Genomic DNA, 22,120 nt, shown 5'->3' with positions numbered 1-22,120 from the left:
CTAGTTTTTGATTATAAGCCTTTTTCCTCGACGTCCTCCTCCTGATCTGAATCGGGAGGATAGATATCCTCCTCTTTATGATCCGGCTTCTCCGGATGTTTTTCGTGGTCCGGATCTATGTGGTCCAGATCATCTCTGTCGCGTTGTTCTTCCTCTGTGGGATCCGGGCCTTCCGCGTTTTCCGGATAGTATTTGTCAGGTGTCACCTCTTCCAGGTCAGGAACTCTAGGAGGTCTACGGACTGGTATGCCTTTATCTGTGCCCGGATTATTACCGATAGGGTCTATCTCGTTCAAAAGCAAGAAAGCATCTTCGAACTTTAATGGCATACCACTACGAAAATGAATTGTTGTTCTCATATTTCTATTTCCTTTTTTAAAAAGAACAATTACCGGATTCGAATGGTTGTGTTTATGTGAAATAGGTTTGTTATTATATGGATAAGATTGTTTCTACATCAAAAATGAAATTAATAATAAATACAAAACTTTTCAATCATGCATCTTGTTATTAAATTAAAGTAATTTATTAAAAAAGATACTATGAGAAAATTTGCACTACTTTTATTCGTTACAGGCGGCATTTGTTTACAGGCAAATGCACAGAAGATTGAAACCACACCGCAGATGGCATCAGAAGTTGGTATTGAGCCTATTCGTCAGGGCAATTGGATGGTAGGTGGTTCAATCGGAAGTCTGGGCTATAGTTTTGAAGGAAAATCATTTAATGCAGCACTCCAGCCACGTGCTGGTTATTTTGTATCTGACGGGCTGGCAATAGGTGCTCAGGCAAACCTAGGATTACATACAAAAAAGGACGAAGATAACGAATGGACCTATGGTATAGCACCATTTGTACGTTATTATTTTCCAAACGCTGGATCGTCTACAGGCCGTTTTTTCGGACAAGGTGATATTGGTATTTCCGGAAGTTCCATCGGCAAAAGTGCTTCTTTGGCCGTAGGAGCAAATGTTGGGTATGCCCATTTTATCACGCGAACGGTGGCTTTGGAAGCAACGTTTGGCTATAACTATAGCAAAGCCAGTATCAATACCGGCAGTGGTGCAAGCGGTCTCGGGGTAGGCGTGGGCTTCCAGATCTATTTACCGGGAAAAAGATAAAATCAATATAACTAGCAATCTTAACAGTACGTTTCCACCCCAGTTGGGGTGGAAACTTTTTTTGTAAGTTGCTGGATGCATACCAAACACCGACGTATAAATACCTGTCTTCGGCATAAAACACTTGTTCTGCCAGTAGCCAGTCAAACTTTGAAACATTTAATCGCTGACTACTGTTCTATATACAGATCAGAAAGGATAAAAAACAATGGCTAGAACAAATGATATCGGATTGGTCCTTAAGGATCGAATGGGGAAATGGTCTTCGTATACTATTCCTTTGCTAAAAGAGTGTCATCTAAAAGATAAGATTGTCAGGAGCAATGAACTTGAAGGTATATTCGTTATCGGGAATATTGCGACAGGTCTGTATATATTTTCACTCTATAAGAATCGTTTTATTGATTTAATGGGAAAGAGTATTGGGATGGATGAAATTTGTGATCATTTCAATGAATATAAAGAAAACTTAATATAAATATATATCAATTCATTTTTGAACTAAAAAGGAGTATTATGAGTAATTTAACATGGAAAGGACGTTGGAACGAGTTAAAAGGTAAAGTAAAGCAACAATATGCTGATTTGACCGACGATGATTTGTTATATGCAGAGGGCAAGGAAGATGAGTTGTTAGGTAAGTTGCAGCAGAAAACCGGAAAGACAAAAGAGGAAGTGGAAGATTGGTTAGATAAAATGTAAGCGTTTGATTTTACGTTTTAAACTTACATATGAGAAGAAATGCGGTCAATTAGTTATTGACCGCATTTTTGTTTTTTATAATGAGAAGATTGGTTTGTCCAATTTAATGGCGAGTCGATACACCGCATTCATTAAGCCTACATGACTATAGGCCTGTGGAAAATTACCCCATTGGCTGCCATTATTTTCAGTGACATCTTCGCTAAACAGTCCCAGATGATTACTATAAGTAAGCAATTTTTCCAGAATTTCTTTTGCTTCTTCGACTCTTCCCACGCAAGCTAGCGCTTCTACATACCAAAATGCGCAAACTAAAAAAGTAGACTTGGGTTTACCGAAATCATCTTGGTGTTTGTAACGGTAAAAGAGTCCATTTTCCCCTTTAAGTTCTTTCTCCAGCGCTTCAAGATGTTGCCGTGCGCGTGTGGATTTAGGATTTAAGTAATCCATGACAATTAATTGCAGGGTACTGGCATCTAAATTTTTGCTATCCAAAGCATTTTGGTACACCTTTCTTTCTTCGTCATAACAGGCCTCGATATATGCGGCCGCTTTTTCGAGGAGTACAGTTGCGCGCTGTTCCATATCCTGATAGCCGTTTTGACGGGCGATAAGTAGCGCCGCTTTACAGCCTACCCATTGGAAAAGATTGGAATAACAATGATGGTTGGCAAAATTTCGGAACTCCCATATTCCGGCGTCTTTCTCATCTATGGTTGCCTCAATTTTTTCCAGAATAAAATTTACCCAACCCAATACATTTTTGTTCTCGTGGATTTTAAAGCGTTGATCTGTAAATAAGGGGAGTAGGGCAATCATGGCTTGGCCATATACATCGTTTTGGATATGTTCAAACGCTTGATTGCCAATACGGACCGGACCACTGTCTTGATAGCCATCTAAATAGGGAAGGATGTGTTCGGTGAGTTCCGAATTTCCGAGTATACCATATAAGGGTTGCAGCCTTCCTGGGTTATGATGCGTAATGCCGGCGATATAATTCGCAAAGCTTTCCATTTCTTCAAATTGACCAATATGTGTCAATGCGGTCAAGACATAATAGCTGTCGCGTACCCAACAGTAGCGATAGTCCCAATTTCTTCCGGAGCCTGGAAATTCGGGGAGACTCGTGGTCGAAGCGGCGATAATTGCACCCGTATCTTCATATTGGTGCAATTTGAGCACCAATGCCGAACGGATCACTTCTTTTTGGTAGATATTTGGAATACTGCAATGTTTTATCCAGCGTTGCCAGTACCCCAATGTTTTTTGAAGGAAATCCTCACAGGTACCTGCAATGGCAGATTCGAAAGCTGCATCATAGGTCAATATAAGATATTTGTTTTCATTAATAATCGTCCAATTGTCATCCTGAAAAAAATGGGAGATGGGCACGTCTGTCGTCAAGCGTATCCGTTCGCCAATTTCAGCGCTACTATACAGAATATGGTTGCTTCCCCGCGTAGGTTTTAAGGTATTCCGACCGTAGTTTCCAGTCGGCTGGCATTGGATATTGACGCTTGGGGCGCCTCTTAGCGGTTCTATTTTGCGGATTAACATCAGAGGTTTAAAATAGCGTCCAAATTGTTCAAACCGCGGCGCAAAATCCGTAATGCGATAAGCAAAGGATTCGGTATGGACTTCTGTGCAGAGTATATTGGAGTTTTTGATATAATATTGTTTGGTTTCAACAATATCCTCTTCTGGCTTTATGATAAAACGCCCTCCCTGACTTTTATCCAATAGACCGCCAAATATAAAACTATCTTCGAAGGACGGCCAACATAACCAAGATATGTTACTGTCGATGCCTACATGAGCAATATAAGAACAATTGCCGATGATACCGGTTTGATAAATATGTCTGTCTACTGTTGTATTTTCCTTCATTGTTTTATAATAAGTTGATTTAAAAATTGAAGTACATCTTCCTGTTGATCTAAATAATATTTTGCTGCGGATTTATTACTGCCCACTTTGATACTGATAGTTGATTGTGGTAAATACTTAAAAAGATCTTCATCGGTGATATCGTCTCCGATTGCCAAGAGGAAATCAGCTTTGATATGACCGGCAATTTCTAATGCCGCCTTTCCTTTGTTGACCTCAGTATTTTTTACTTCAATAACGGCATTTCCATCGAGAAGCTGCAGCCCATAGTCATTCAACATCGGATTTAAAATTTCTTTCAATTCTGCTGCTTTAAGTTCTCCGAGTCCAAGTTCCACTTTACGATAATGCCATGCCAGGGAATACGGTTTGGCTTCTATATAGGCGCCTGGAGTTTGGTCGGCGAGTTTCTCCATGATTTTTTTGACTTCCGGCATCCAGTGGAGGGCTAGTCCTTTTTTATAAGCCCAGTTGAAATTTGGAAAATTGGACCAGATTCCATGTTCCGCAACCAAATAATAGGAACGCCCATCGAACCAAGTGGAAAGACTTTCCTGTGCACGACCGCTGATGATGACGAGCGTATTGAGCGGATCAGCGATTATACTATCCAGCAAATTGTATAGGAGGACGGTAGGACTTGCCTTCTGAGCATGATTTTGAAATTTGACGAGCGTACCGTCGTAATCTAAAAAAAACAGCCTGTTGTGGCTTTTTCGGTAACGTTCGGCAATACTGCTAAATACCTTGTCGGAAATTCGTCGTGCCCATTCATCACGTTGTATCGCTTTTGTTTCCGCCAAGCGGCTGATAAACAAACGGACCCAGTGCTGCACATTAAATTTCTGTATAATTTGACGGTTGGCTTCTGAGCGCTCGTGAATCTCCTCGGGGGACATTATAAGTGCCTGATAGATGCAGTCGGCAGTTTCCGTCCGATTATAAGGGTTGACGATGAGTGCATCGACCAACTCCTTTGAAGCACCCGCAAATTCACTGAGGATCAATACCCCGTTGCTACGGGTGTTGCTGGCAATATATTCCTTACTCACGAGATTCATGCCATCCCTCGTCGAGGTAACCATACAAATGTCTGATGCCAGATATAGACCTATAAGTTCTTCAAATGGAAGAGATTTATAAAAATAAAGTACCGGAGTCCAGCTTAGATTACCATATATGGAGTTTATCTCACTTACTTTTCGATTGATTTCATCTTTTAGTTTCTTATACTGTGATACTTTATCTCTGGAAGGAACAATAAGCATATACAATACAACTTTTGAATGTGATTCCGGATATTTTTCCAGGAAAGTGAGAAAAGCACGTAATCTTTCTAATATTCCCTTACTATAATCCAGCCGATCTACAGATATGATTATTTTCTGATCGGGAAAATGACTGCGAAATTGCGTCGCGATGGCATTTACCTCCGGAAGGGAGCTGGCATGGACAAACTTATCGTAGTCAATCCCCATTGGAAAAGATTCGATGAATATATGCCTGTCTTTGTGTTTGAGCTGATTGTGACCACAGGGCACATTTAATATTTTCTTGCAGGAGTTCAGAAAGTTTTGACTATCTGCAAATGTATGAAAGCCAACGAGATCAGCTCCCAAGAGGCCCTCAATCAGTTCCTTCCGTTGTGGGATATTCATAAAAAGCTCTTCTGAAGGAAAAGGTATATGATGGAAATAGCCAATATTGAGTTCCTTGTTTTCCTGACGTAAAAGTTGCGGGAGCAGCATAAGCTGGTAATCCTGTACCCAAATAAAATCTGGAGATTGCGGTATGGATAGTGCCGTTTCGCAAAATTTTTTATTGACCGCTACATAAGTGGACCAGTATTCCCGATCAAAGTGTATATAACTCGGCTGGTAGTGGCAGATCGGCCAGAGGACCTCATTGGAGTAACCCTCATAAAAATTTCGGATTTCTTCTTTTGAAAGGAAAACTGGCAGCAGGTTCATCGGTTTGAGCAATTCGGTGATTTTCTCCTCTTCAGCATCATCCTTGGGAACTATTCCCGGCCAGCCTACCCAGAGGATTTCGCTGGAATCAAACGCAGAATTCAAGCCGGTGGCCAAACCGCCAGTACTTGGTTTGATGATGAGTTTGTCTTTTTTTCGTTCTATTTGTATCGGCAGCCTATTTGAAATTATTATTTTCTTTTTATTCTTCATAAAAGTATTAGATCGATTTATTTGCAGTGTAGAAGAGTTATAATAAATATAACGATGGGTACCTAATCTAGTTATATGAACAAGCCATGGCCGGAAATAGTTTAGAATAATTCAAATAATCGCGATTTTAATTTTATACGTTGATGTGGAATGAGAAATTTATGCAGTGCAGATCTTGACCTGTTTTGATCTTTCAATAGGGTGTGGAAGGGTAAAAAAAAAGACCTAAAGCAAGCGCTTTAAGTCTTTTCTGTGTATTCACTATTATGAAATACTAGGTATACTTATTTTTTCTTTGTGGAGTCGGTCATTCACAAACTCATCCAATATTTTTCCCAATCGACCGGAAATTTCACCAAGAATGCTTTCCCAGTCTTTTACGGTACCATCACAGTTGTCAGAAACAATTTTGACACTGTGAAAAGAGAGATTTTTGAGAAAACAAAAATTTGCAAGTGCGTAAGCTTCCATATCAAAAGCCAAAGGATTCAGGTGCTTGATATCTTGATAGAATGCTGTATTTACATTGATAAAACGATCTGATGTCAATAGGGCGTCCGCATAATTAAACTCCGCCCCGGAAACAGATTCGATTGAACCCTGACCCTTTAATAAAAGCGTGTTTTCCAAAAAGAATCCATCAGTATAAGCGTCGCCTTGGGCATAGTAATTTGGATACAGTACGTGACCGATTGGGTGCCGTGTACATCCGACTGTGCCGACATTGAGTAGAACCGGGGTAATACCCAGTGCCTTGATCTCCTCATATAGCGTTGCCACAGATAAGAGTGCGTTCACTTTCCCAACACCTATTTCATAGATGATGGTCGATTTATTGTCGGTAGTAAAAGATAATTCATTTTTATTTGCTACCAGAATGATTGTTTCAATCTCTTTGTTAAGGATCATTTAGTTTTCTTCAATATAAGGGTATTCGAAAGCGAGTTCTCCTGCATTGATCAAATGTAAGAAATTGACGCAGGCTTGTTTTGAGGAATCGAAATCCATAAACGTGTAGTTTCCGCAACTGATCGGATTTTGAAAAGGTACCTCATAACCCGCTGTCAAAATCGTTTCGAGTACTTCTTTCATCAATTCGGCAACTGCTTGAGGGCTTCTGTCTGTGCCTGCTAAGACTACATAAAATCCCGTACAACAGCCCATTGGTCCAACATAGATCACTTCGTCACCTAAGATTGTCCTAATTTCCGTTGCAAAACAGTGCTCCAAAGTGTGCATCACCTCCGGAGACAACATACGTTCCGGAGAATTCGGTCTGATCATGCGGATATCGTATGTCGTGTAGCTTTCAATGTTGCTGTTATTGGTATTGGAAGCCTTGGCATATATCCCTTGTTTCAACTTGGTGTGGTCTACCGTGAAACTATTTACTTTTGCTTTTTCTTTTGTATACATCTTATTCTGTGCATTACTGTAAAGCTGTAGGCTTCACAGGGGTTAAAAGTTGAATTTAAAATTTCTACAAAGGTAGTAGATATTATTGAAAAAAGATGGATAAAAAAGCTATTTTAACACTTCATAATGTTCTACGGTAGGGAACGGATCATAATAGTGATGCAATAGTTTTTCCCATTCTTTAAACAAGTCAGACTCTCTGAAGCCGACAGTGTGGTCTTCTAATGTTTCCCATTCAACCAATAGAATGTATTGATTATCCTTTTCTATGCATTTGCGGAGCGAATGTGTAATATACCCTTTGCTTGCGCTGATATACTGGCAGGCAGTTTTATAATCACGTTCGAAATTAGACTGTTGTCCCTCGATAATTTGTAGTACGGCTACTTCTAAAATCATAATTTGTTTTTTTAAAATATATAGTCAAGTAAATATATCAAATATTTCCACGATAAAAAAAGTCTAAGTTTCAGCAATAATGGCTTCGGGGCTTTGGGAAGCGATAATATCCAAAACGAAAGGTATTCCGGGGTTACGGTTTTCGGCATTCCAGACCAGGGAAAGCGTCGTTCGTTGGGGCAAGCTGTCCAGTTCCAGGAAACAGACGTCAACCTGATAACCATTCTTTAAAGAAGCGGGAACGATGGCGACACCCAGTCCCTGAGCCACCATATTAAATATTGTTAATGCGTTTACGGTACGCAAGGTAACTTTCGGTGTAAACTGATGATCCCGGAAAATACTCATGACCAGATCGTAATAGGAATGGCTGTAATTTTTCGAAAATAGGATAAACGATTCATTCTTTAGCGCGTACAGATTTGGTTTTTTCTGCATTAATAATGGATGGTTTTTTGGTAATACAAGGCTAAAATGTTCCGTATAGATAGGAAGGCTATGTAGTCCTATGGGCGTATCGGAAAGACGGACAAAGCCAAAATCAAGTTCCTTCTTTTGAATCAGGTCCAATTGTGTTTCATTGGCAAGTTCATGTAGGGATAGCTCAATATCCGGTTGTTTTTGTTTGAGGTTGATCAGTAATTGTGGTAATATTGTCTGTACTGCTGAGCCGATGAACCCCAGTTTTAGTGTGCTGATCCTGCCATTTGCCAAGCTCTGGAGCTGGGTCTCAATCTGATCTAAATGCCTAAACAATTCTTTCACTTCTTCAAAGAGATAATTGCCTGCTTCGGTCAGTGATACATGTCGTTTGTTCCGTTCCAATAGCGTTACACGGTAATTCTCCTCCAGCTGCTTGATCTGCCGGCTCAGCCCTGGCTGGGCGATAAATAGCCTTTCCGCAGCTTTTCTGAAATGCAGCTCTTCGGCTAACACTTTGAAGTAAAGAAGGTGTCTGAGTTCTGTCTGATAATTCATGGTTATCAATTGATGATAAAAATGGTATTTCTAATTATTAAATATAGCGGCTAAATTTGATAAAAGCTTAATAACGATGGAAAAATTTTTATACGGCAGTGGACATTTGACTTGCTCCATTGCTTTAGCAATAGCAAAAGGGGATATTAAGGGAGAGATCTCGGCAGAAGTGAAAGCAAATATCGATAGAAGTGCCGCTTATGTGCGGCAGATTGTCGAACGTGGGCAAGTTGTATATGGCATTAACACAGGTTTTGGTCCGCTCTGTACGACTTTAATTGACGCGGATCAAACGCAGTTATTGCAAGAAAATATTCTGAAGAGTCATGCTGTGGGAATGGGAGAACCTATCGCTAATGACCTGGCTAAAGTGATGTTGATATTGAAAGTTCATGCATTGGCAAAGGGTTTCTCCGGGGTACAGTACAGTACCATAGAACGTATTATCTGGCATATTGAACAGGATGTCGTTCCTGTTGTTCCCAAGCAGGGTTCCGTCGGCGCCTCGGGTGATCTGGCCCCGTTGTCCCATCTTTTTCTGCCTTTGATCGGCCTTGGCAAGGTTAGCATCAATGGGGAGATTTATGCAACGGAAGCAATTTTAGCGAAACATAATCTTGCACCAGTTCAATTGGGGGCTAAAGAGGGGCTGGCATTGATCAATGGGACACAATTTATGGCTGCGCATGGCGTCAAAGCCGTAAGTGAATTCAATAGGGTACTTCAAAATGCAGATATCATTGCTGCATTGATGATTGAAGGCTTAAATGGCTCGATAAAACCCTTCTTTTCCGAACTGCATGAGCTTCGCCCACATTCGGGGAACCGTTATGTGGCTTCAAATATCCATGCTTTACTTTACGGGTCGGCTATTTTAGAAAGTCATAAAGATTGTTCGCGCGTTCAGGATCCCTATTCTTTACGTTGTATCCCACAGGTGCATGGCGCTTCACGTAATGCCTGGCTTCATCTAAAGGATACGATCGAATTAGAAATCAATTCGGTAACGGACAACCCCGTTATTATAAACGATGAATTGACGATCAGTGGCGGTAGTTTCCATGGACAGTCCATTGCCTTGCCTTTGGATTATGCTACGCTCGCAGTTTCTGAAATAGGCAATATATCAGACCGCAGGGTTTATTTATCCTTAGAAGGGCAAACCAATGGGGTTCCGAAATTGTTGATGAAATCGACAGGACTCAATTCTGGTTTTATGATTCTCCAGTACAGTACAGCTGCCATTGCAAGTGAAAATAAAGGCTTATGTTTTCCTGCTAGCGCAGACAGTATACCGACATCGCTGGGGCAGGAAGATCATGTGAGTATGGGCTCTATCTCCGGTAGAAAGCTGCTTCAAGTCATAGATAATGTGGATAAAATCCTGAGCGTCGAACTATTATGTGCTGCACAGGCGAAGGATTATCATCACCCGCTGCAGTCCACTCCGGCATTGGAAGCCGTTCATGAACGCATACGCCAGTTTATTCCACATATTGAATCCGACCAGCCAATGGAAGCTTTGTTGAGCAGCGCATTGGAATTGGTCAAATCAGGCGAGCTGATTAGCTTACGCCGTCAAAGCAATCCACAGAAAGCCATAACGATGGAGCTGGTAGAACGTTTTGAAACATTTTAGCCTTACATGAAAATGGAAAAAGATTTAAAATTGATAGGTCCGTTCAGGCAATTATTGACAATGGACAATATTCCGTTGAAGGGCGCCGTAAAGGATGCGAAACTGCAGGTTATTGAACATGCGGGAATTTTGATCGAAGGTGAACTTGTTCAAGAGGTCGGTGACTTTGATTTTCTGTGCCAAAAATGGCAGGATAAAGCAGTTCTTATTCGCCTTGAAGGTGATCAGGTTGCACTGCCCGGTTTTGTTGACTGTCATACTCATATCAGTTATGCGGGACAGCGGGCAAATGATTTTGCACTTCGAAATGCCGGTTCTTCGTATCTTGAAATTGCGGAAGCTGGTGGCGGAATTTGGAGCACTGTCACCCATACAAGGGCTTGCACAGAGGAGGATTTGACGGAGCTTACTGCTGACCGTGCTGCATTTTTATTGGCACAGGGGGTTACAACTATTGAAGTTAAAAGTGGTTATGGGCTTCAGATTGAAGAAGAACTTAAGATATTGCGTGCGATAAAAAAAGCAAATCAAGTGGCTGCGGCAGACTTGATTCCTACCTGCCTGGCAGCGCATATGCTGCCCAGGGACTATAAAGGGACGGCAAAAGATTATCTTGACCTCATGGAGGCAACCCTCTTTCCGGAATTGAAAGCACAACAATTGTCCAATCGCGTGGATGCTTTTATCGAAAAGACAGCATTTGATGCGGAAACGATCAGGCCATATTTGCAACGAGCCAAAGAAATGGGCTTTGATCTGACGGTTCACGCGGATCAGTTTAGTACGTCCGGTAGTCAAGTTGCTGTGGAACTGGGAGCGCGATCCGCTGATCATTTAGAAGCATCCACAGCAGTTGAAATCAAGTTTTTGGCGCAATCTGATACAGTTGCTGTAGCATTGCCAGCCGCATCAATTGGCATTGGTTGTGCTTTCACTCCGGCACGAAAACTGCTGGATGCCGGCGCATGTCTGGCGATTGCGAGCGACTGGAACCCGGGTTCTGCACCAATCGGCCAATTGCTGACCAGCGCCTGCATATTAGCTACAATGGAAAAACTAAGCAATGCCGAGGTTTTATCAGCGTTGACTTTTCGCGCCGCACAGGCCCTGAATCTACATGACCGTGGTAAGCTAATGAAGGGCATGCGTGCGGATTTTACTTTATTTCAGACCGATAATTATCAAAATATTACTTATTACCAGGGAAGTATGGAACCTTCGGCTGTATGGAAAAATGGTAAGGAAGTATTTTCAACTGAACGATGATGGACAATACATTTAGTCGAGTAGTTGCAGAGGGCATTCCCTCCCAGCTGCCATCCAAAATAGAACGTGACGCTATGGTAAGTCATGCACCACGGCGCAAGGACATTCTTTCGAAAAAAGAAGAAAAACTGGCCTTGAGGAATGCCCTTCGTTACTTTCCGAAATCATGGCATGCTGAACTGGCATCGGAGTTTTTGACAGAATTAAAGGAGTACGGCAGGATCTATATGTATCGTTTTAGACCAGGCTATGCGATGCATGCGCGGCCAATAGATGCGTATCCGGCAAAAAGTAAACAGGCGGCGGCCATTATGCTGATGATTCAGAATAATTTGGACCCTGCGGTTGCCCAACATCCCCATGAACTGATTACCTATGGCGGTAATGGCGCTGTTTTTCAGAACTGGGCACAATATCGGCTTACAATGCATTATCTGTCTCAGATGACCGATGAACAGACCCTACACATGTACAGCGGGCATCCTATGGGATTATTTCCATCATCCGAACATGCTCCCCGCGTTGTGGTCAGTAATGGGATGATGATACCCAATTACTCCAAGCCGGATGACTGGGAGCGTTATAATGCGCTTGGTGTCACACAGTATGGACAGATGACAGCTGGTTCGTACATGTATATTGGGCCACAGGGAATTGTTCACGGGACCACGATTACTGTCATGAATGCTTTCCGTCGGCAGTTGCCTGCCGGAGAGTCCATTCAAGGAAAGGTATTTTTAACCTCAGGGCTGGGGGGAATGAGTGGTGCCCAACCGAAAGCAGGTAATATAGCAGGTTGTATAACTGTATGCGCGGAGGTTAACCCCGCGGCAGCTAAAAAACGACACGAGCAGGGGTGGGTAGATGTGCTGGTTGAAAATATAGCCCAGTTGGTGAAGCAGGTTCGGGCAGCAATGATCAAAAAACAGACAATATCCTTTGCTTACATTGGTAATATCGTGGAAGTCTGGGAAGCGTTTGACCGTGAGCATATCTTTGTAACTGTCGGATCGGATCAGACTTCGCTTCACAATCCCTGGTCCGGCGGATATTATCCGATGGGATTATCTTTTGCCGAATCCAATGCGCTGATGGCTGCTGATCCTGATAAATTCAAACAATTTGTACAGGCAACATTGGTTCGCCATGTGGATGCGATCAATAAGCACGTCGCTAAAGGAACATATTTCTTTGACTATGGCAATGCATTTCTGCTGGAAAGTAGCCGTGCCGGAGCTGCCATATTGGACACAGAAGGGGATGGGTTCCGATATCCTTCTTATGTTCAGGATATTTTGGGGCCAATGTGCTTTGATTATGGTTTTGGACCATTTCGTTGGGTCTGTACCTCCGGTGAGGCCAATGATCTGGAAAAGACAGATCAGCTTGCGATGGATGTATTGACATCCCTTCAGGCCATTGCTCCAAAGGAGATCCAGCAACAAATGTTGGATAATATCCAATGGATCAAGGAGGCGGGCAAGAATAAATTGGTTGTCGGGTCGCAGGCACGTATTCTGTATGCAGATTCCAACGGGCGTATCGCGATTGCCAAAGCATTTAACGAAGCTGTCCGAAAAGGACACCTGGCAGGCCCGGTCGTTTTGGGACGTGACCATCATGACGTCAGCGGGACGGATTCCCCTTATCGGGAGACAAGCAACATCTACGACGGTAGCCAGTTTACAGCTGATATGGCTATCCATAATGTAATAGGTAATAGTTTTCGAGGTGCAACTTGGGTATCTATCCATAATGGTGGCGGTGTTGGATGGGGCGAAGTTATCAACGGTGGGTTTGGGATGCTGCTTGACGGTTCGGCTGCTGCTGACGTTAAATTGGAGAAAATGTTGTATTTTGATGTAAATAATGGTATTGCAAGGCGTGCGTGGGCCCGTAATAAGGAGGCAAACCAAGCCTTGGACAATGCGATGGCGAGCAATAGCACGCTGTTGGTTACCCGCGCGCAACTCGTAGACGACGATATTATCGATGAATTGTTTAATGAAGACTGATGAATCCTTTATTTAATCACAAAGACTTATATGTCCGTGGAGACCAGACCGTATGGAAGGGGCGGGTTGACGGCGAAGAAAGAGACTGGATGCGTTGGCATCAGTTGATGGACTGTATAGATTTGTCCGCTGACCCCAATGTGAGTCAATCGCTGGTTTTTTTGGGATTTTGTAGTGATGAAGGGGTAGGTAGGAACCAAGGGCGGGTAGGTGCGAAGGATGGACCAAGTGCAATAAGGAATGTACTTGCAAATTTACCAGCTCATTTTTCATATGAACTTAAACTTAAGGATGCTGGTGATATTCTGTTAATAGATAACGATTTGGAGTCTTCGCAATCTGTTCTTGGAGATGCGCTATCGTCCATTCTTAAAGGCGGGGGATTCCCCATTGTTTTGGGCGGGGGACATGAGGTAACCTACGGTCATTATCTTGGAGTCAAGCGCTTCTTGAACGACAGGAAATATCGGATCGGGATTATTAACATTGATGCACATCTGGATATGCGCGAAATTTCCGCAGGACAGGGGAATTCAGGGACTGGATTTTTTCAGATCGAAAGAGACCTCAGCAACCAGGGGCGATCATTTCACTACTTGGCCATTGGTATACAGCAAATCAGCAATACGAAAGGTCTTATTGCCTATGCAAAATCTAAGCAAACGCAGATTATTGAACGAAAGGATTTAGTCGCGGATAGACTGGCTGCGCTTCGGAGACAGATACGGGACTTTGCCCTTCAGGTGGACTATGTATACCTGACCATTGACCTGGATGCATTTGCAGCGCCCTATGCGCCGGGTGTAAGTGCACTAGCCTTCAATGGTATCGTTCCTGATGAATTATTTTTCGATTTGTACAGTGCTATCATCGAACTGCCCAATTTGAGGTCGATGGATATTGCTGAATTAAACCCTTATTTTGATATCGATGCCCGCACGGCTAAATTAGGAGCAGATCTTATTTTTAAGTTTTTAGAACGGTTTTAAGCTATTATATCCGCAGAAAGGTTTCAGTGAAAGTCTCTGTCTAAATAATAAAAGCAGGTTAGCTCTTTCAATGATAGGTTAACCTGCTTTTTATGTTTTCTCTTTGGACTAAAAAAGCACATCAGCTAATTCCGCCTCTTTGTCAAAGACAGATTTTGCATAAGGACATAGGGGAAGAATTTTGAGATGTTCTTTTCGGGCAAAAGCAACTGCGGTCATTAACATTTGCTTGCCTAATCCCTTACCTGTGTAGTTTTCGCTGACTTCAGTATGGTCAATGATAAACTTTGTTGGACCAGCCCAGGTGTATGTCATTTGCGCGACTGATTTTTCCTGATCTACTACCTCAAAACTGCCATGTTTTTCGTCGTTTTTATGTATTACTTCCATTGATTATGATTTAATGTGTTATCTAAAAGTAGCTACAAAATAAACAAATTCAAATCAACAACCTTCCTGTACTGTTGATTCTGTTGAATATTGCCGAAAATTGACCAAACGATCATAGGTTGGGGACTCCCTTTGTTAATAAACTTTTGAAAAAGTATGCTTCTACTAAAAATGTTAGTATATTTGTGTTGAGAATGACTATGAATCGAAGCAAAAAACAAGAATTTGCCATTGTGGATATTGAGACCACGGGCGGGAATGCAAAATCCAGTCGGATCACTGAAATTGCGATCGTTATACACGATGGTAATCGGGTACTGCATCGTTGGGAGACTTTGGTAAATCCGGGGATAGAAATTCCCAATTCTATTTTTGCGTTGACCGGCATCGACAATGACATGGTTAAAGATGCGCCAATGTTTGAGGATGTTGCTTCGGATATTCACGCTTTATTGAAAGATCGGGTTTTCGTTGCGCACAATGTCAATTTTGATTACTCCTTTATTCGTTTTCAACTGCAGGAGGCAGGAATAGAATGGTCCTCAATTAAATTATGTACAGTGCGTTATGCCCGTAAGATCAAGCCCGGGCTATTATCTTATAGTTTGGGTCGTTTGTGTGATTATCTGGATATACCGATTGAAAATCGGCATCGTGCAGGCGGTGACGCGGATGCGACAGCGATCCTTTTTGGGTATCTCCGCGCATTGGATACAGCTCAGGTCCTTCAGGAAATGATCAAACATAAGGCTATTGATCAGCGTTTTCCACCACATTTAAATCTTAGGGAGTTTGAGCAGCTCCCGGATGCTCCCGGTGTGTATTATTTTCACGATAGAAATGGAAAAGTAATCTATGTGGGAAAAGCCGTCAACATCAAGAAGCGGGTATCGTCACATTTTACAGGTAACAATATTCAGGCACAACGGCAAAATTTTTTAAAAGAGATCTATCACATCAGTTATGAACGCTGTGGAACGGAACTTATGTCCCTGTTGCTGGAATGCGCTGAAATTAAACGGCTGTGGCCTAAATATAATCGGGCACTCAAACGTTATGAGCCAAAATTTGCCTTATTTTCTTATGAGGACCAAAATGGTTACCTCCATTTGGCAATTGGTAAAATGAATCGCGTTCAGGACTGTATTCAGTTGTTTCAGCGGGAATATGACGCTATTCAGTTGTTGCAATCCTTTATGAAAGAAGGTGAAATTGATGTCCAGTTTTGTCATTTTGGCACTGCCAGTTTGTCAATTAAATCCACAATTCGGGGTGAGTTGCCTGATCGTGAATTGCATAATACGCGGATAGAACGTTGTATAGATGAATGGTCGAAGCGGAGGCCTTCTTATGTATTTATAGATCAGGGTCGGAATGTCGAAGAAAAAAGCTGTATTGTTATTGAAAATGGACGATTTTATGGCATGGGTTATATCGATCAGTATGGTCAGTTTGCTTGTCTTAATGATATCAGAGCAGAGGTTAAGGTGTATCCTAGCAATCATTATATGTTGGAACTGGTACGACAGATGGCCGAAAGATATCCAAATAAGGTACATTTCATGAATAATAATCCTATGGGCCTTGTCGCAGCGGAACCTGTCAGTAACTATGACAAAATTACTTCTGATAGGCTCTTCCATTAGTCGGGATGGCATGCTATAATTTGCCAAACTGAACATTAGCAACAGACTTCGTCATAACAATCTCAGTAATTTGTTAAAAAAATGTGAAATAGAAGCCGACATTTTTTTTTGGTCTGATAGTTGAAATATTCCCTGTATAGAATAATAAAAAGACTTTTCATAATTTAGGTTAATAATTGGTTAGTTAAGACCTGGGGCTCCCAACCTCAGGTCTTCTTTTTTGTGTCTAGCAGCTAATTTTCTTTATTGTTCATACAGAATACAGCGGCCGTGGCTCTAGGCTGGATCCGATGAGAAGTTAAAAAGTGCTTTTTTAATGTTTTGTTGGATAATAGTAATTGTTTGTTTTTCAGTTTTTTGTGATTTGTCCCCCCTTTGTCCCCCCTTGTTTTTTTCTCTATAGAGTTAATTTGTTCTATTTTAGCCTCAGCATACTGTAATGGCGGAATTAGCAAACAAATATGGGGCGTTTTCTAAAAGTAGCTACGGTATATCTTATCCATATCTTTATATATAAAAGGGCCTAGGCCCTTTTTTTGTCTCTTATTATTCATAATCTACAACAATAGATTATCCGTGGTATTTACCTTCGCTTAGGATCTTGTATCAAGATTTCGATATAGATGCCATTCTTTTGAGAGACAACACGGACCAACCAAAACTAGCTTGACAATAGAGGAAAATTAAAATAAAAAGGAGCACCCGATTTTCGGGTGCTCCTCATTTTGATATAATATTTTGACTATTTAGAAGTTTGGTTTCAATAAATACTTGTCATAGAAACGGAAAATATGGTCGGCAGCTTCTTTCGCTGTATCGACTATGCGAAAAAGTTTCAGATCTTCCTCACTGATATACTTGTTTTGCAGCATGGTATTTTGCACCCAGTCTATTAAGCCTTTCCAATACTCTGAACCTACCAATACGATAGGGAAGCGTGCAATCTTACCTGTTTGAATCAAGGTAATCGCTTCAAAGAGTTCGTCCATTGTTCCAAAGCCCCCCGGCATAACGATATAACCTTGGGAGTATTTCATAAACATTACTTTTCGTACAAAAAAGTATTTGAACTCAAGCAATTTATCCCGATCAATATATTTGTTGTGAAACTGTTCAAATGGCAATTCAATATTCAGGCCCACGGATTTTCCGCCAGACTCATAGGCACCTTTATTCGCTGCTTCCATGATCCCCGGTCCACCTCCAGATATAATTCCATAACCGCGTTCAGTGAGTAGGGCAGCGATATCTACCGCCATCTGATAATATTTGTGTTCACGCGGTGTACGTGCCGAACCAAATATGGATACACAGGGGCCAATTTTAGCCAATTTTTCAAACCCGTCCACAAATTCTGACATGACTTTAAAAATCTGCCATGAATCTTTAACCTTAATTTCCTGCCATGTTTTGTTCTCAAAAGCGCGGATAATTTTATCTTCTTTTGTAATGTCCATATATAACGTTATACATTTAATTTCTAAAACCCATTTTTTTCAAAAAGGAATACAATATAGCTATTTTTTTAATACTAGCTACTTTTTGCGATTATTCTTACATTTGCATTATGAATTTTTCTTCTAAACTTCTTGAGAACGCGGTTGCGGAATTCGGTAAATTGCCGGGTGTGGGACAAAAGACAGCGCTAAGGCTGGTCTTGCATTTATTGAAGCAGTCCGATCCTGAGGTGGCCCGTTTTACTGCCGCTATTGACCGATTGAAAGAAGATATTCAGTATTGCCAGGAGTGCTTTAATATTTCGGACCATTCGACTTGTGAAATATGCAGTTCTTTCAAGCGGGATAAAAGCACAATTTGTGTCGTGGAGGATACACGTGATGTCATGGCCATTGAAAATACAAATTCCTATCAGGGCGTTTATCATGTGCTGGGCGGACTGATTTCGCCCATGGATGGTATCGGTCCGGCTGATCTTAAAATTGAAGGTTTACTCAATCGTATTCAACGAGGTGGTGTAGAGGAAGTTATTCTGGCATTGTCGGCAACAATGGAGGGCGATACAACGATTTTTTATCTGTACCGTAAGTTGCGTGAATTTGATATTAAGATTACGACAATCGCACGTGGTATTGCATTTGGAGGTGAGCTGGAATATGTCGATGAGCTCACATTGGGCAGATCGATTGCCACGAGAGTACCCTACGAACGAAATGTAGGTTAGTTGTACGTCAAATAGATCTGTTTGACTCCCTCATGAACTTTTCGGCCTTTTCTTATCTGTTGCTGCCTTACTTTATCGTTTAGGATTTGACTGTTTGCTTTTTTGTTTTTGAGGATGTTGAAGTAGGCAATTTTGCCGATAGTCGTTTTTTCCAGTCCCAACAACGCGCAGGAATAAGCTCCTAAAAGATAGTTGTTATAATACAAATGAACTTCCCGCATGAGTTTTCTACCAAATTTGCTTCTTGGATATGCCGCGTTTACTGGTTCTTGCATTAGAGCCTGAGCGAGTGCGACACTATCCTTATCACCTTCTTTTTGGGTCATTGTCCAATAGTACAGCGATTTTATGGCCTCCTCCTCCGAATCCGGAAGGAGATCCAATGGAATGCCCAATAAAGTTCCGATATATTTCCAGAGATGAAATATGCCGTTAATTTCATTGTTTAACAAATTGAATTTCATTTGTTTGAGTCCGATTAAATAAACTAATGAAAAACCTAAGTTTGTTGCCAGCATATCCCAGGTATTTAAAGGAATGCCCCATTTATCAGAATTCCAATCATTATGTTTCAATATATTCAATCGGGCAAATGAATGGATGCATCTGGTTAACAGAATGGCCTCTATACCGATACCGCCTTTTTTCAATGCATCATTGGCCGTAACATCAACCCAAAATGTAACGGTTTCCGTTAAACGCTTTACCGCACCTTTTTTCAGTGCTCCTGTAAAAATCAGGGGTTTATTGATCGCACTGGATTCGTAGCCGCCCATAAGACAGTAATCCCGTAATACAATAAGTCCGGTTAGTCCCGAGCGTTGACTGAGTTCGATTCCCTGCTCTATTTTTTGTCGGTCGAGCCACTCCGGTTCGAGGGGTAGTGTAGCCATGAATTCCGAAATCAGTCCAACGTAATCGGCTTCAATAGCTTTACCGCGCAAATAGTCCCGAATCAGTTGCTGTCCCTTTGCGAAACCAATTTTCAGATGCAAATGTTCCACCAGTTGGTCACAGGCTTTGTCATATTGGTATAACAAAGGTATAAATTGTGTTGCATGAGCCAGATCTGGAGTGGTTGGCAATTTAGTTAGCAGACTAGCACCAATACCCTTTGTCCAGTAAAAGTGAAAAGAGGTTGTGTTAACTTTATAGCGATCGGGAATTTTCATTTTTGATAGAAATATACAGGACTTGAATTCTCCTGTTCTCAGTTCAAGACCTGGTACCTATTGGATTGTCCACAATACATAGGATCCCGTTATATCAATTTTTTGCCCTCTTTTTGTGAAGGTGAAGTCCATATAATCTGTCTGACAGGACGTAATGTCACTACAGCAGAACTGTCTGGAAATTTTAAAATGAACGCGAAAGGAGCCTTTTGAGGAGAGGCGATCAAATGTGATGTTTCCGATGCTAAAATCGCTCAGGGCCGGAGCGCCATCTTTATCTTCCAGCTGATTAACGACATGATCGTCAATCAGGAGTCGTTGCTCAGGACCTAATAGTTTCGAAAACTGTACGGAATCATCAATCAGTGGGTCAAAATTACCGTCTACTGCGACTGTCAATTGTATTGCGGTTTCTGCCATGTTTAGTATACATTAAACTCCCTCCAATTGGGGATGTACAAGTTATAAATAGCTTCGGATTCTTTCTTGGTTTTTTTAGAAAATTTACAAAATGCTGCCAAAACGATCAGATTCAACTGTTCTTTATCAAGATCAATCAATCGGGAGGAAAAACAGATCTCGTTGCCTTCGATTTTATAATACGAGTTCGATCGTTTACTTAAACGTACAGCCGTGATCGCATAGTTATCCAGTTGCTCTTCCCAATAGGATACCATTTTGATTAATTCATTGTATAAAAGATCCATACTCCATGCTTTGAGTAATTTTAAGGTGTTTACATTCTTTCGTTGATAAACCCGGATGCTACTTGATTTAAGTTCAATGGTAGCAGGAGATATCGTCGAAAAAACTTTAACAAGGTAAGGAGTTTTGAACAGATAATAAGGATTTTCAAGATAGGAATAGGATTGATCTTCTTCCTGATGTACCGGAGGATTGAGCTTGATATATTGCTTCAAAGAGGCAATATCGTAATAGGGCGGGGCATAGATACGATAGGGAGAATATGTTCCCTGGATCTGAATATAATCTTTGTTCCAGCTGACGATTTCATAAAAATTATGATCAATTTCAATCTGCATATTAAAAACTTTTTTAAAGCTATTTGAAAACCCGGTTGGTTGCTTTTCGTTCTAAATAGGATTTTTTCCTGTGCAACCTTTGATTTTCTATAAACTGAAATCAAAGTAACTATATTTTTGCGTTAAACCCATGAATTGGGGGAAAATTCATGCAATGTTTAAAACAGATACGCGATTTTATGTTTTCCAGGATTTATGATTTATCTTTGAACCTGTTTATGCATCATCCTACTGACCATTTCCCAATATTAAATCTGCAGAAATTCTACGATGGAATAATGTCCGACCGTGATTTACTTTTTCATGAATTAACCGGAAAGCGGGAGATTGATGAACCTCACAAGCACGATTTTTTTATTTTACTGCTCTTTGAAAAAGGAACTGGCACGCATACTGTGGACTTTGAAACATTTAGTTTAGGAGCGCATCAATTACATCTCGTATTTCCGGGGCAGGTACATCAATGGTCGATGACAGACCCTACACAAGGGTTGCAATTGATGATCAGCAGGTCGTGGTTTGAAAGCCTTTTGCCAGCATTGCGCTTTCCGGTATCCTATTATTTGCGGCATTTGGTGATTACTTTATCCGAGCCGGGGTATCAGGCATTGGAACAGGAATTCCGGGCTGTTTCCACTGACTTGAAAGAAAAAGAAATTCTATGGGAACTCATCTACGCCAGGGTCAAAGTAATCGCATTGCTGATTAGTAAATTTGTTTCGGACAATTTTAACGATTATGACCAATATCAGGATAACCCGATCATTGCGAAATTTGTGCAATTGATCGATTGTTGGTATAAAGCTGAACGCTCTGTAGCATTTTATGCGGATAAATTAAATATTTCTGCCAATTATCTGAATGTCCTGAGCAACAGAATCTTTCAGGTATCGGCTTCTGCTTTAATTCAGGATCGGATATTGCTGGAAGCCAAGAGGTTGCTGAAAATATCGAATAAGTCTGTTAAGGATATTGTTTTTGATCTGGGCTTTTATGACAATGCCAGTTTTAGTAAGTTTTTCAAGAACCATACGAACATGACACCCAGCCAGTTTAGGGCTCAGCCATAATATTTACAAATGATGTGAT

22 protein-coding genes are annotated in these 22,120 nt (G+C 41.3%); 10 read left to right on the top strand and 12 right to left on the bottom strand.

Translation table 11 applies throughout. The features are described from left to right. Positions 1-11: 11 nt before the first annotated feature. Positions 12-359, bottom strand: a complete 348-nt coding sequence (locus tag DCO56_RS00485; RefSeq protein WP_108631828.1) for a hypothetical protein — start codon at positions 357-359, stop codon at positions 12-14. A 183-nt stretch (positions 360-542) separates the two neighbouring features. On the opposite strand from DCO56_RS00485, the gene DCO56_RS00480 reads away from it, so the two are divergent. The 3 genes from DCO56_RS00480 (at position 543) to DCO56_RS00470 (ending at position 1,823) form a co-directional block, all read left to right on the top strand. Continuing rightward, complete coding sequence (locus DCO56_RS00480) at positions 543-1,121, top strand: hypothetical protein (protein WP_108631827.1); 579 nt, start codon at positions 543-545, stop codon at positions 1,119-1,121. A gap of 208 nt (positions 1,122-1,329) precedes the next feature. After that, a complete protein-coding gene (locus DCO56_RS00475; protein ID WP_108631826.1) occupies positions 1,330-1,599 on the top strand; it encodes a hypothetical protein in 270 nt (89 codons plus the stop codon). A 38-nt stretch (positions 1,600-1,637) separates the two neighbouring features. Further along, positions 1,638-1,823 (top strand): CsbD family protein, encoded by a 186-nt coding sequence (locus tag DCO56_RS00470; protein ID WP_104382022.1) that lies wholly within the window; start codon positions 1,638-1,640, stop codon positions 1,821-1,823. Positions 1,824-1,898: 75 nt separating this feature from the next. Here DCO56_RS00470 and DCO56_RS00465 read toward each other — a convergent pair whose 3' ends face one another. The 6 genes from DCO56_RS00465 to DCO56_RS00440 form a co-directional block, all read right to left on the bottom strand. Further along, complete coding sequence (locus DCO56_RS00465; RefSeq protein WP_108631825.1) at positions 1,899-3,713, bottom strand: glycoside hydrolase family 15 protein; 1,815 nt, start codon at positions 3,711-3,713, stop codon at positions 1,899-1,901. Next, complete coding sequence (locus tag DCO56_RS00460; protein ID WP_108631824.1) at positions 3,710-5,896, bottom strand: bifunctional alpha,alpha-trehalose-phosphate synthase (UDP-forming)/trehalose-phosphatase; 2,187 nt, start codon at positions 5,894-5,896, stop codon at positions 3,710-3,712. The genes DCO56_RS00465 and DCO56_RS00460 overlap by 4 nt, the downstream gene beginning before the upstream one ends. Before the next feature lie 264 nt (positions 5,897-6,160). Beyond that, positions 6,161-6,805: a 5'-methylthioadenosine/S-adenosylhomocysteine nucleosidase family protein gene (locus DCO56_RS00455; protein WP_108631823.1), complete on the bottom strand. Its 645-nt coding sequence runs from the start codon at positions 6,803-6,805 to the stop codon at positions 6,161-6,163. Continuing rightward, positions 6,806-7,312: an S-ribosylhomocysteine lyase gene (locus DCO56_RS00450; RefSeq protein ID WP_108631822.1), complete on the bottom strand. Its 507-nt coding sequence runs from the start codon at positions 7,310-7,312 to the stop codon at positions 6,806-6,808. A gap of 108 nt (positions 7,313-7,420) precedes the next feature. Continuing rightward, positions 7,421-7,711 carry an antibiotic biosynthesis monooxygenase family protein gene (locus DCO56_RS00445; RefSeq protein ID WP_104382017.1) on the bottom strand — a complete coding sequence of 97 codons (291 nt, stop codon included), beginning with the start codon at positions 7,709-7,711 and terminating at the stop codon, positions 7,421-7,423. Positions 7,712-7,774: 63 nt separating this feature from the next. Then, the gene (locus tag DCO56_RS00440; protein WP_108631821.1) at positions 7,775-8,689 is read right to left on the bottom strand and encodes a LysR family transcriptional regulator; all 915 of its coding nucleotides are present in this window, start codon (positions 8,687-8,689) and stop codon (positions 7,775-7,777) included. A 76-nt stretch (positions 8,690-8,765) separates the two neighbouring features. Here DCO56_RS00440 and hutH point away from each other — a divergent pair, with 76 nt between their 5' ends. The 4 genes from hutH to hutG are packed head-to-tail and all read left to right on the top strand — an operon-like array spanning position 8,766 to position 14,598. Next, complete coding sequence (gene hutH, locus DCO56_RS00435; protein WP_108631820.1) at positions 8,766-10,328, top strand: histidine ammonia-lyase; 1,563 nt, start codon at positions 8,766-8,768, stop codon at positions 10,326-10,328. A 12-nt stretch (positions 10,329-10,340) separates the two neighbouring features. Continuing rightward, entirely contained in the window at positions 10,341-11,594 is a 1,254-nt protein-coding gene (gene hutI / locus DCO56_RS00430) for an imidazolonepropionase (protein ID WP_245935750.1), read from the top strand. Next, positions 11,591-13,609 (top strand): urocanate hydratase, encoded by a 2,019-nt coding sequence (locus DCO56_RS00425; RefSeq protein ID WP_108631818.1) that lies wholly within the window; start codon positions 11,591-11,593, stop codon positions 13,607-13,609. Before hutI ends, DCO56_RS00425 begins: the two co-directional genes overlap by 4 nt. Then, a complete protein-coding gene (gene hutG, locus DCO56_RS00420; RefSeq protein WP_108631817.1) occupies positions 13,609-14,598 on the top strand; it encodes a formimidoylglutamase in 990 nt (329 codons plus the stop codon). The genes DCO56_RS00425 and hutG overlap by 1 nt, the downstream gene beginning before the upstream one ends. A 108-nt stretch (positions 14,599-14,706) precedes the next feature. On the opposite strand, the gene DCO56_RS00415 is transcribed toward hutG, so the two are convergent. Beyond that, on the bottom strand, positions 14,707-14,988 hold the full coding sequence (locus DCO56_RS00415) for a GNAT family N-acetyltransferase (RefSeq protein WP_108631816.1): 282 nt from the start codon (positions 14,986-14,988) through the stop codon (positions 14,707-14,709). A 200-nt stretch (positions 14,989-15,188) separates the two neighbouring features. Between DCO56_RS00415 and DCO56_RS00410 the strand changes: the two genes are divergently transcribed. Then, the gene (locus DCO56_RS00410; protein WP_181390419.1) at positions 15,189-16,634 is read left to right on the top strand and encodes an exonuclease domain-containing protein; all 1,446 of its coding nucleotides are present in this window, start codon (positions 15,189-15,191) and stop codon (positions 16,632-16,634) included. 746 nt (positions 16,635-17,380) lie between these two features. Here the strand turns inward: DCO56_RS00410 and DCO56_RS00400 are convergent. After that, complete coding sequence (locus DCO56_RS00400; RefSeq protein ID WP_165309629.1) at positions 17,381-18,085, bottom strand: LOG family protein; 705 nt, start codon at positions 18,083-18,085, stop codon at positions 17,381-17,383. 116 nt (positions 18,086-18,201) lie between these two features. On the opposite strand from DCO56_RS00400, the gene recR reads away from it, so the two are divergent. Beyond that, positions 18,202-18,816 (top strand): recombination mediator RecR, encoded by a 615-nt coding sequence (recR, locus tag DCO56_RS00395; protein WP_108631813.1) that lies wholly within the window; start codon positions 18,202-18,204, stop codon positions 18,814-18,816. On the opposite strand, the gene DCO56_RS00390 is transcribed toward recR, so the two are convergent. Genes DCO56_RS00390 through DCO56_RS00380 form a run of 3 tightly spaced genes read right to left on the bottom strand, consistent with a single transcriptional unit; the run spans position 18,813 to position 21,031 of the window. Then, the gene (locus DCO56_RS00390) at positions 18,813-19,988 is read right to left on the bottom strand and encodes an oxygenase MpaB family protein (protein ID WP_108631812.1); all 1,176 of its coding nucleotides are present in this window, start codon (positions 19,986-19,988) and stop codon (positions 18,813-18,815) included. The genes recR and DCO56_RS00390 overlap by 4 nt on opposite strands. A 57-nt stretch (positions 19,989-20,045) precedes the next feature. After that, complete coding sequence (locus DCO56_RS00385; protein ID WP_108631811.1) at positions 20,046-20,408, bottom strand: hypothetical protein; 363 nt, start codon at positions 20,406-20,408, stop codon at positions 20,046-20,048. Between the two features lie 2 nt (positions 20,409-20,410). Beyond that, a complete protein-coding gene (locus tag DCO56_RS00380) occupies positions 20,411-21,031 on the bottom strand; it encodes a hypothetical protein (protein ID WP_108631810.1) in 621 nt (206 codons plus the stop codon). A gap of 179 nt (positions 21,032-21,210) precedes the next feature. On the opposite strand from DCO56_RS00380, the gene DCO56_RS00375 reads away from it, so the two are divergent. Beyond that, on the top strand, positions 21,211-22,101 hold the full coding sequence (locus DCO56_RS00375; protein ID WP_219929279.1) for a helix-turn-helix domain-containing protein: 891 nt from the start codon (positions 21,211-21,213) through the stop codon (positions 22,099-22,101). The last annotated feature ends 19 nt before the right edge of the window (positions 22,102-22,120 follow it).

Origin of the sequence: Sphingobacterium athyrii (assembly GCF_003071065.1) — a bacterium.
Classification (GTDB): domain Bacteria; phylum Bacteroidota; class Bacteroidia; order Sphingobacteriales; family Sphingobacteriaceae; genus Sphingobacterium; species Sphingobacterium athyrii.
This window is presented reverse-complemented; position numbering and strand designations above follow the sequence as displayed.

Bases quoted from the DNA above. Each gene is read 5' to 3' on its own strand.
- DCO56_RS00485 (WP_108631828.1), bottom strand. From the start codon at position 359: ATGAGAACAACAATTCATTTTCGTAGTGGTATGCCATTAAAGTTCGAA.
- DCO56_RS00480 (WP_108631827.1), top strand. From the start codon at position 543: ATGAGAAAATTTGCACTACTTTTATTCGTTACAGGCGGCATTTGTTTA.
- DCO56_RS00475 (WP_108631826.1), top strand. From the start codon at position 1,330: ATGGCTAGAACAAATGATATCGGATTGGTCCTTAAGGATCGAATGGGG.
- DCO56_RS00470 (WP_104382022.1), top strand. From the start codon at position 1,638: ATGAGTAATTTAACATGGAAAGGACGTTGGAACGAGTTAAAAGGTAAA.
- DCO56_RS00465 (WP_108631825.1), bottom strand. From the start codon at position 3,713: ATGAAGGAAAATACAACAGTAGACAGACATATTTATCAAACCGGTATC.
- DCO56_RS00460 (WP_108631824.1), bottom strand. From the start codon at position 5,896: ATGAAGAATAAAAAGAAAATAATAATTTCAAATAGGCTGCCGATACAA.
- DCO56_RS00455 (WP_108631823.1), bottom strand. From the start codon at position 6,805: ATGATCCTTAACAAAGAGATTGAAACAATCATTCTGGTAGCAAATAAA.
- DCO56_RS00450 (WP_108631822.1), bottom strand. From the start codon at position 7,312: ATGTATACAAAAGAAAAAGCAAAAGTAAATAGTTTCACGGTAGACCAC.
- DCO56_RS00445 (WP_104382017.1), bottom strand. From the start codon at position 7,711: ATGATTTTAGAAGTAGCCGTACTACAAATTATCGAGGGACAACAGTCT.
- DCO56_RS00440 (WP_108631821.1), bottom strand. From the start codon at position 8,689: ATGAATTATCAGACAGAACTCAGACACCTTCTTTACTTCAAAGTGTTA.
- hutH (WP_108631820.1), top strand. From the start codon at position 8,766: ATGGAAAAATTTTTATACGGCAGTGGACATTTGACTTGCTCCATTGCT.
- hutI (WP_245935750.1), top strand. From the start codon at position 10,341: ATGGAAAAAGATTTAAAATTGATAGGTCCGTTCAGGCAATTATTGACA.
- DCO56_RS00425 (WP_108631818.1), top strand. From the start codon at position 11,591: ATGATGGACAATACATTTAGTCGAGTAGTTGCAGAGGGCATTCCCTCC.
- hutG (WP_108631817.1), top strand. From the start codon at position 13,609: ATGAATCCTTTATTTAATCACAAAGACTTATATGTCCGTGGAGACCAG.
- DCO56_RS00415 (WP_108631816.1), bottom strand. From the start codon at position 14,988: ATGGAAGTAATACATAAAAACGACGAAAAACATGGCAGTTTTGAGGTA.
- DCO56_RS00410 (WP_181390419.1), top strand. From the start codon at position 15,189: ATGAATCGAAGCAAAAAACAAGAATTTGCCATTGTGGATATTGAGACC.
- recR (WP_108631813.1), top strand. From the start codon at position 18,202: ATGAATTTTTCTTCTAAACTTCTTGAGAACGCGGTTGCGGAATTCGGT.
- DCO56_RS00390 (WP_108631812.1), bottom strand. From the start codon at position 19,988: ATGAAAATTCCCGATCGCTATAAAGTTAACACAACCTCTTTTCACTTT.
- DCO56_RS00385 (WP_108631811.1), bottom strand. From the start codon at position 20,408: ATGGCAGAAACCGCAATACAATTGACAGTCGCAGTAGACGGTAATTTT.
- DCO56_RS00380 (WP_108631810.1), bottom strand. From the start codon at position 21,031: ATGCAGATTGAAATTGATCATAATTTTTATGAAATCGTCAGCTGGAAC.
- DCO56_RS00375 (WP_219929279.1), top strand. From the start codon at position 21,211: ATGTTTTCCAGGATTTATGATTTATCTTTGAACCTGTTTATGCATCAT.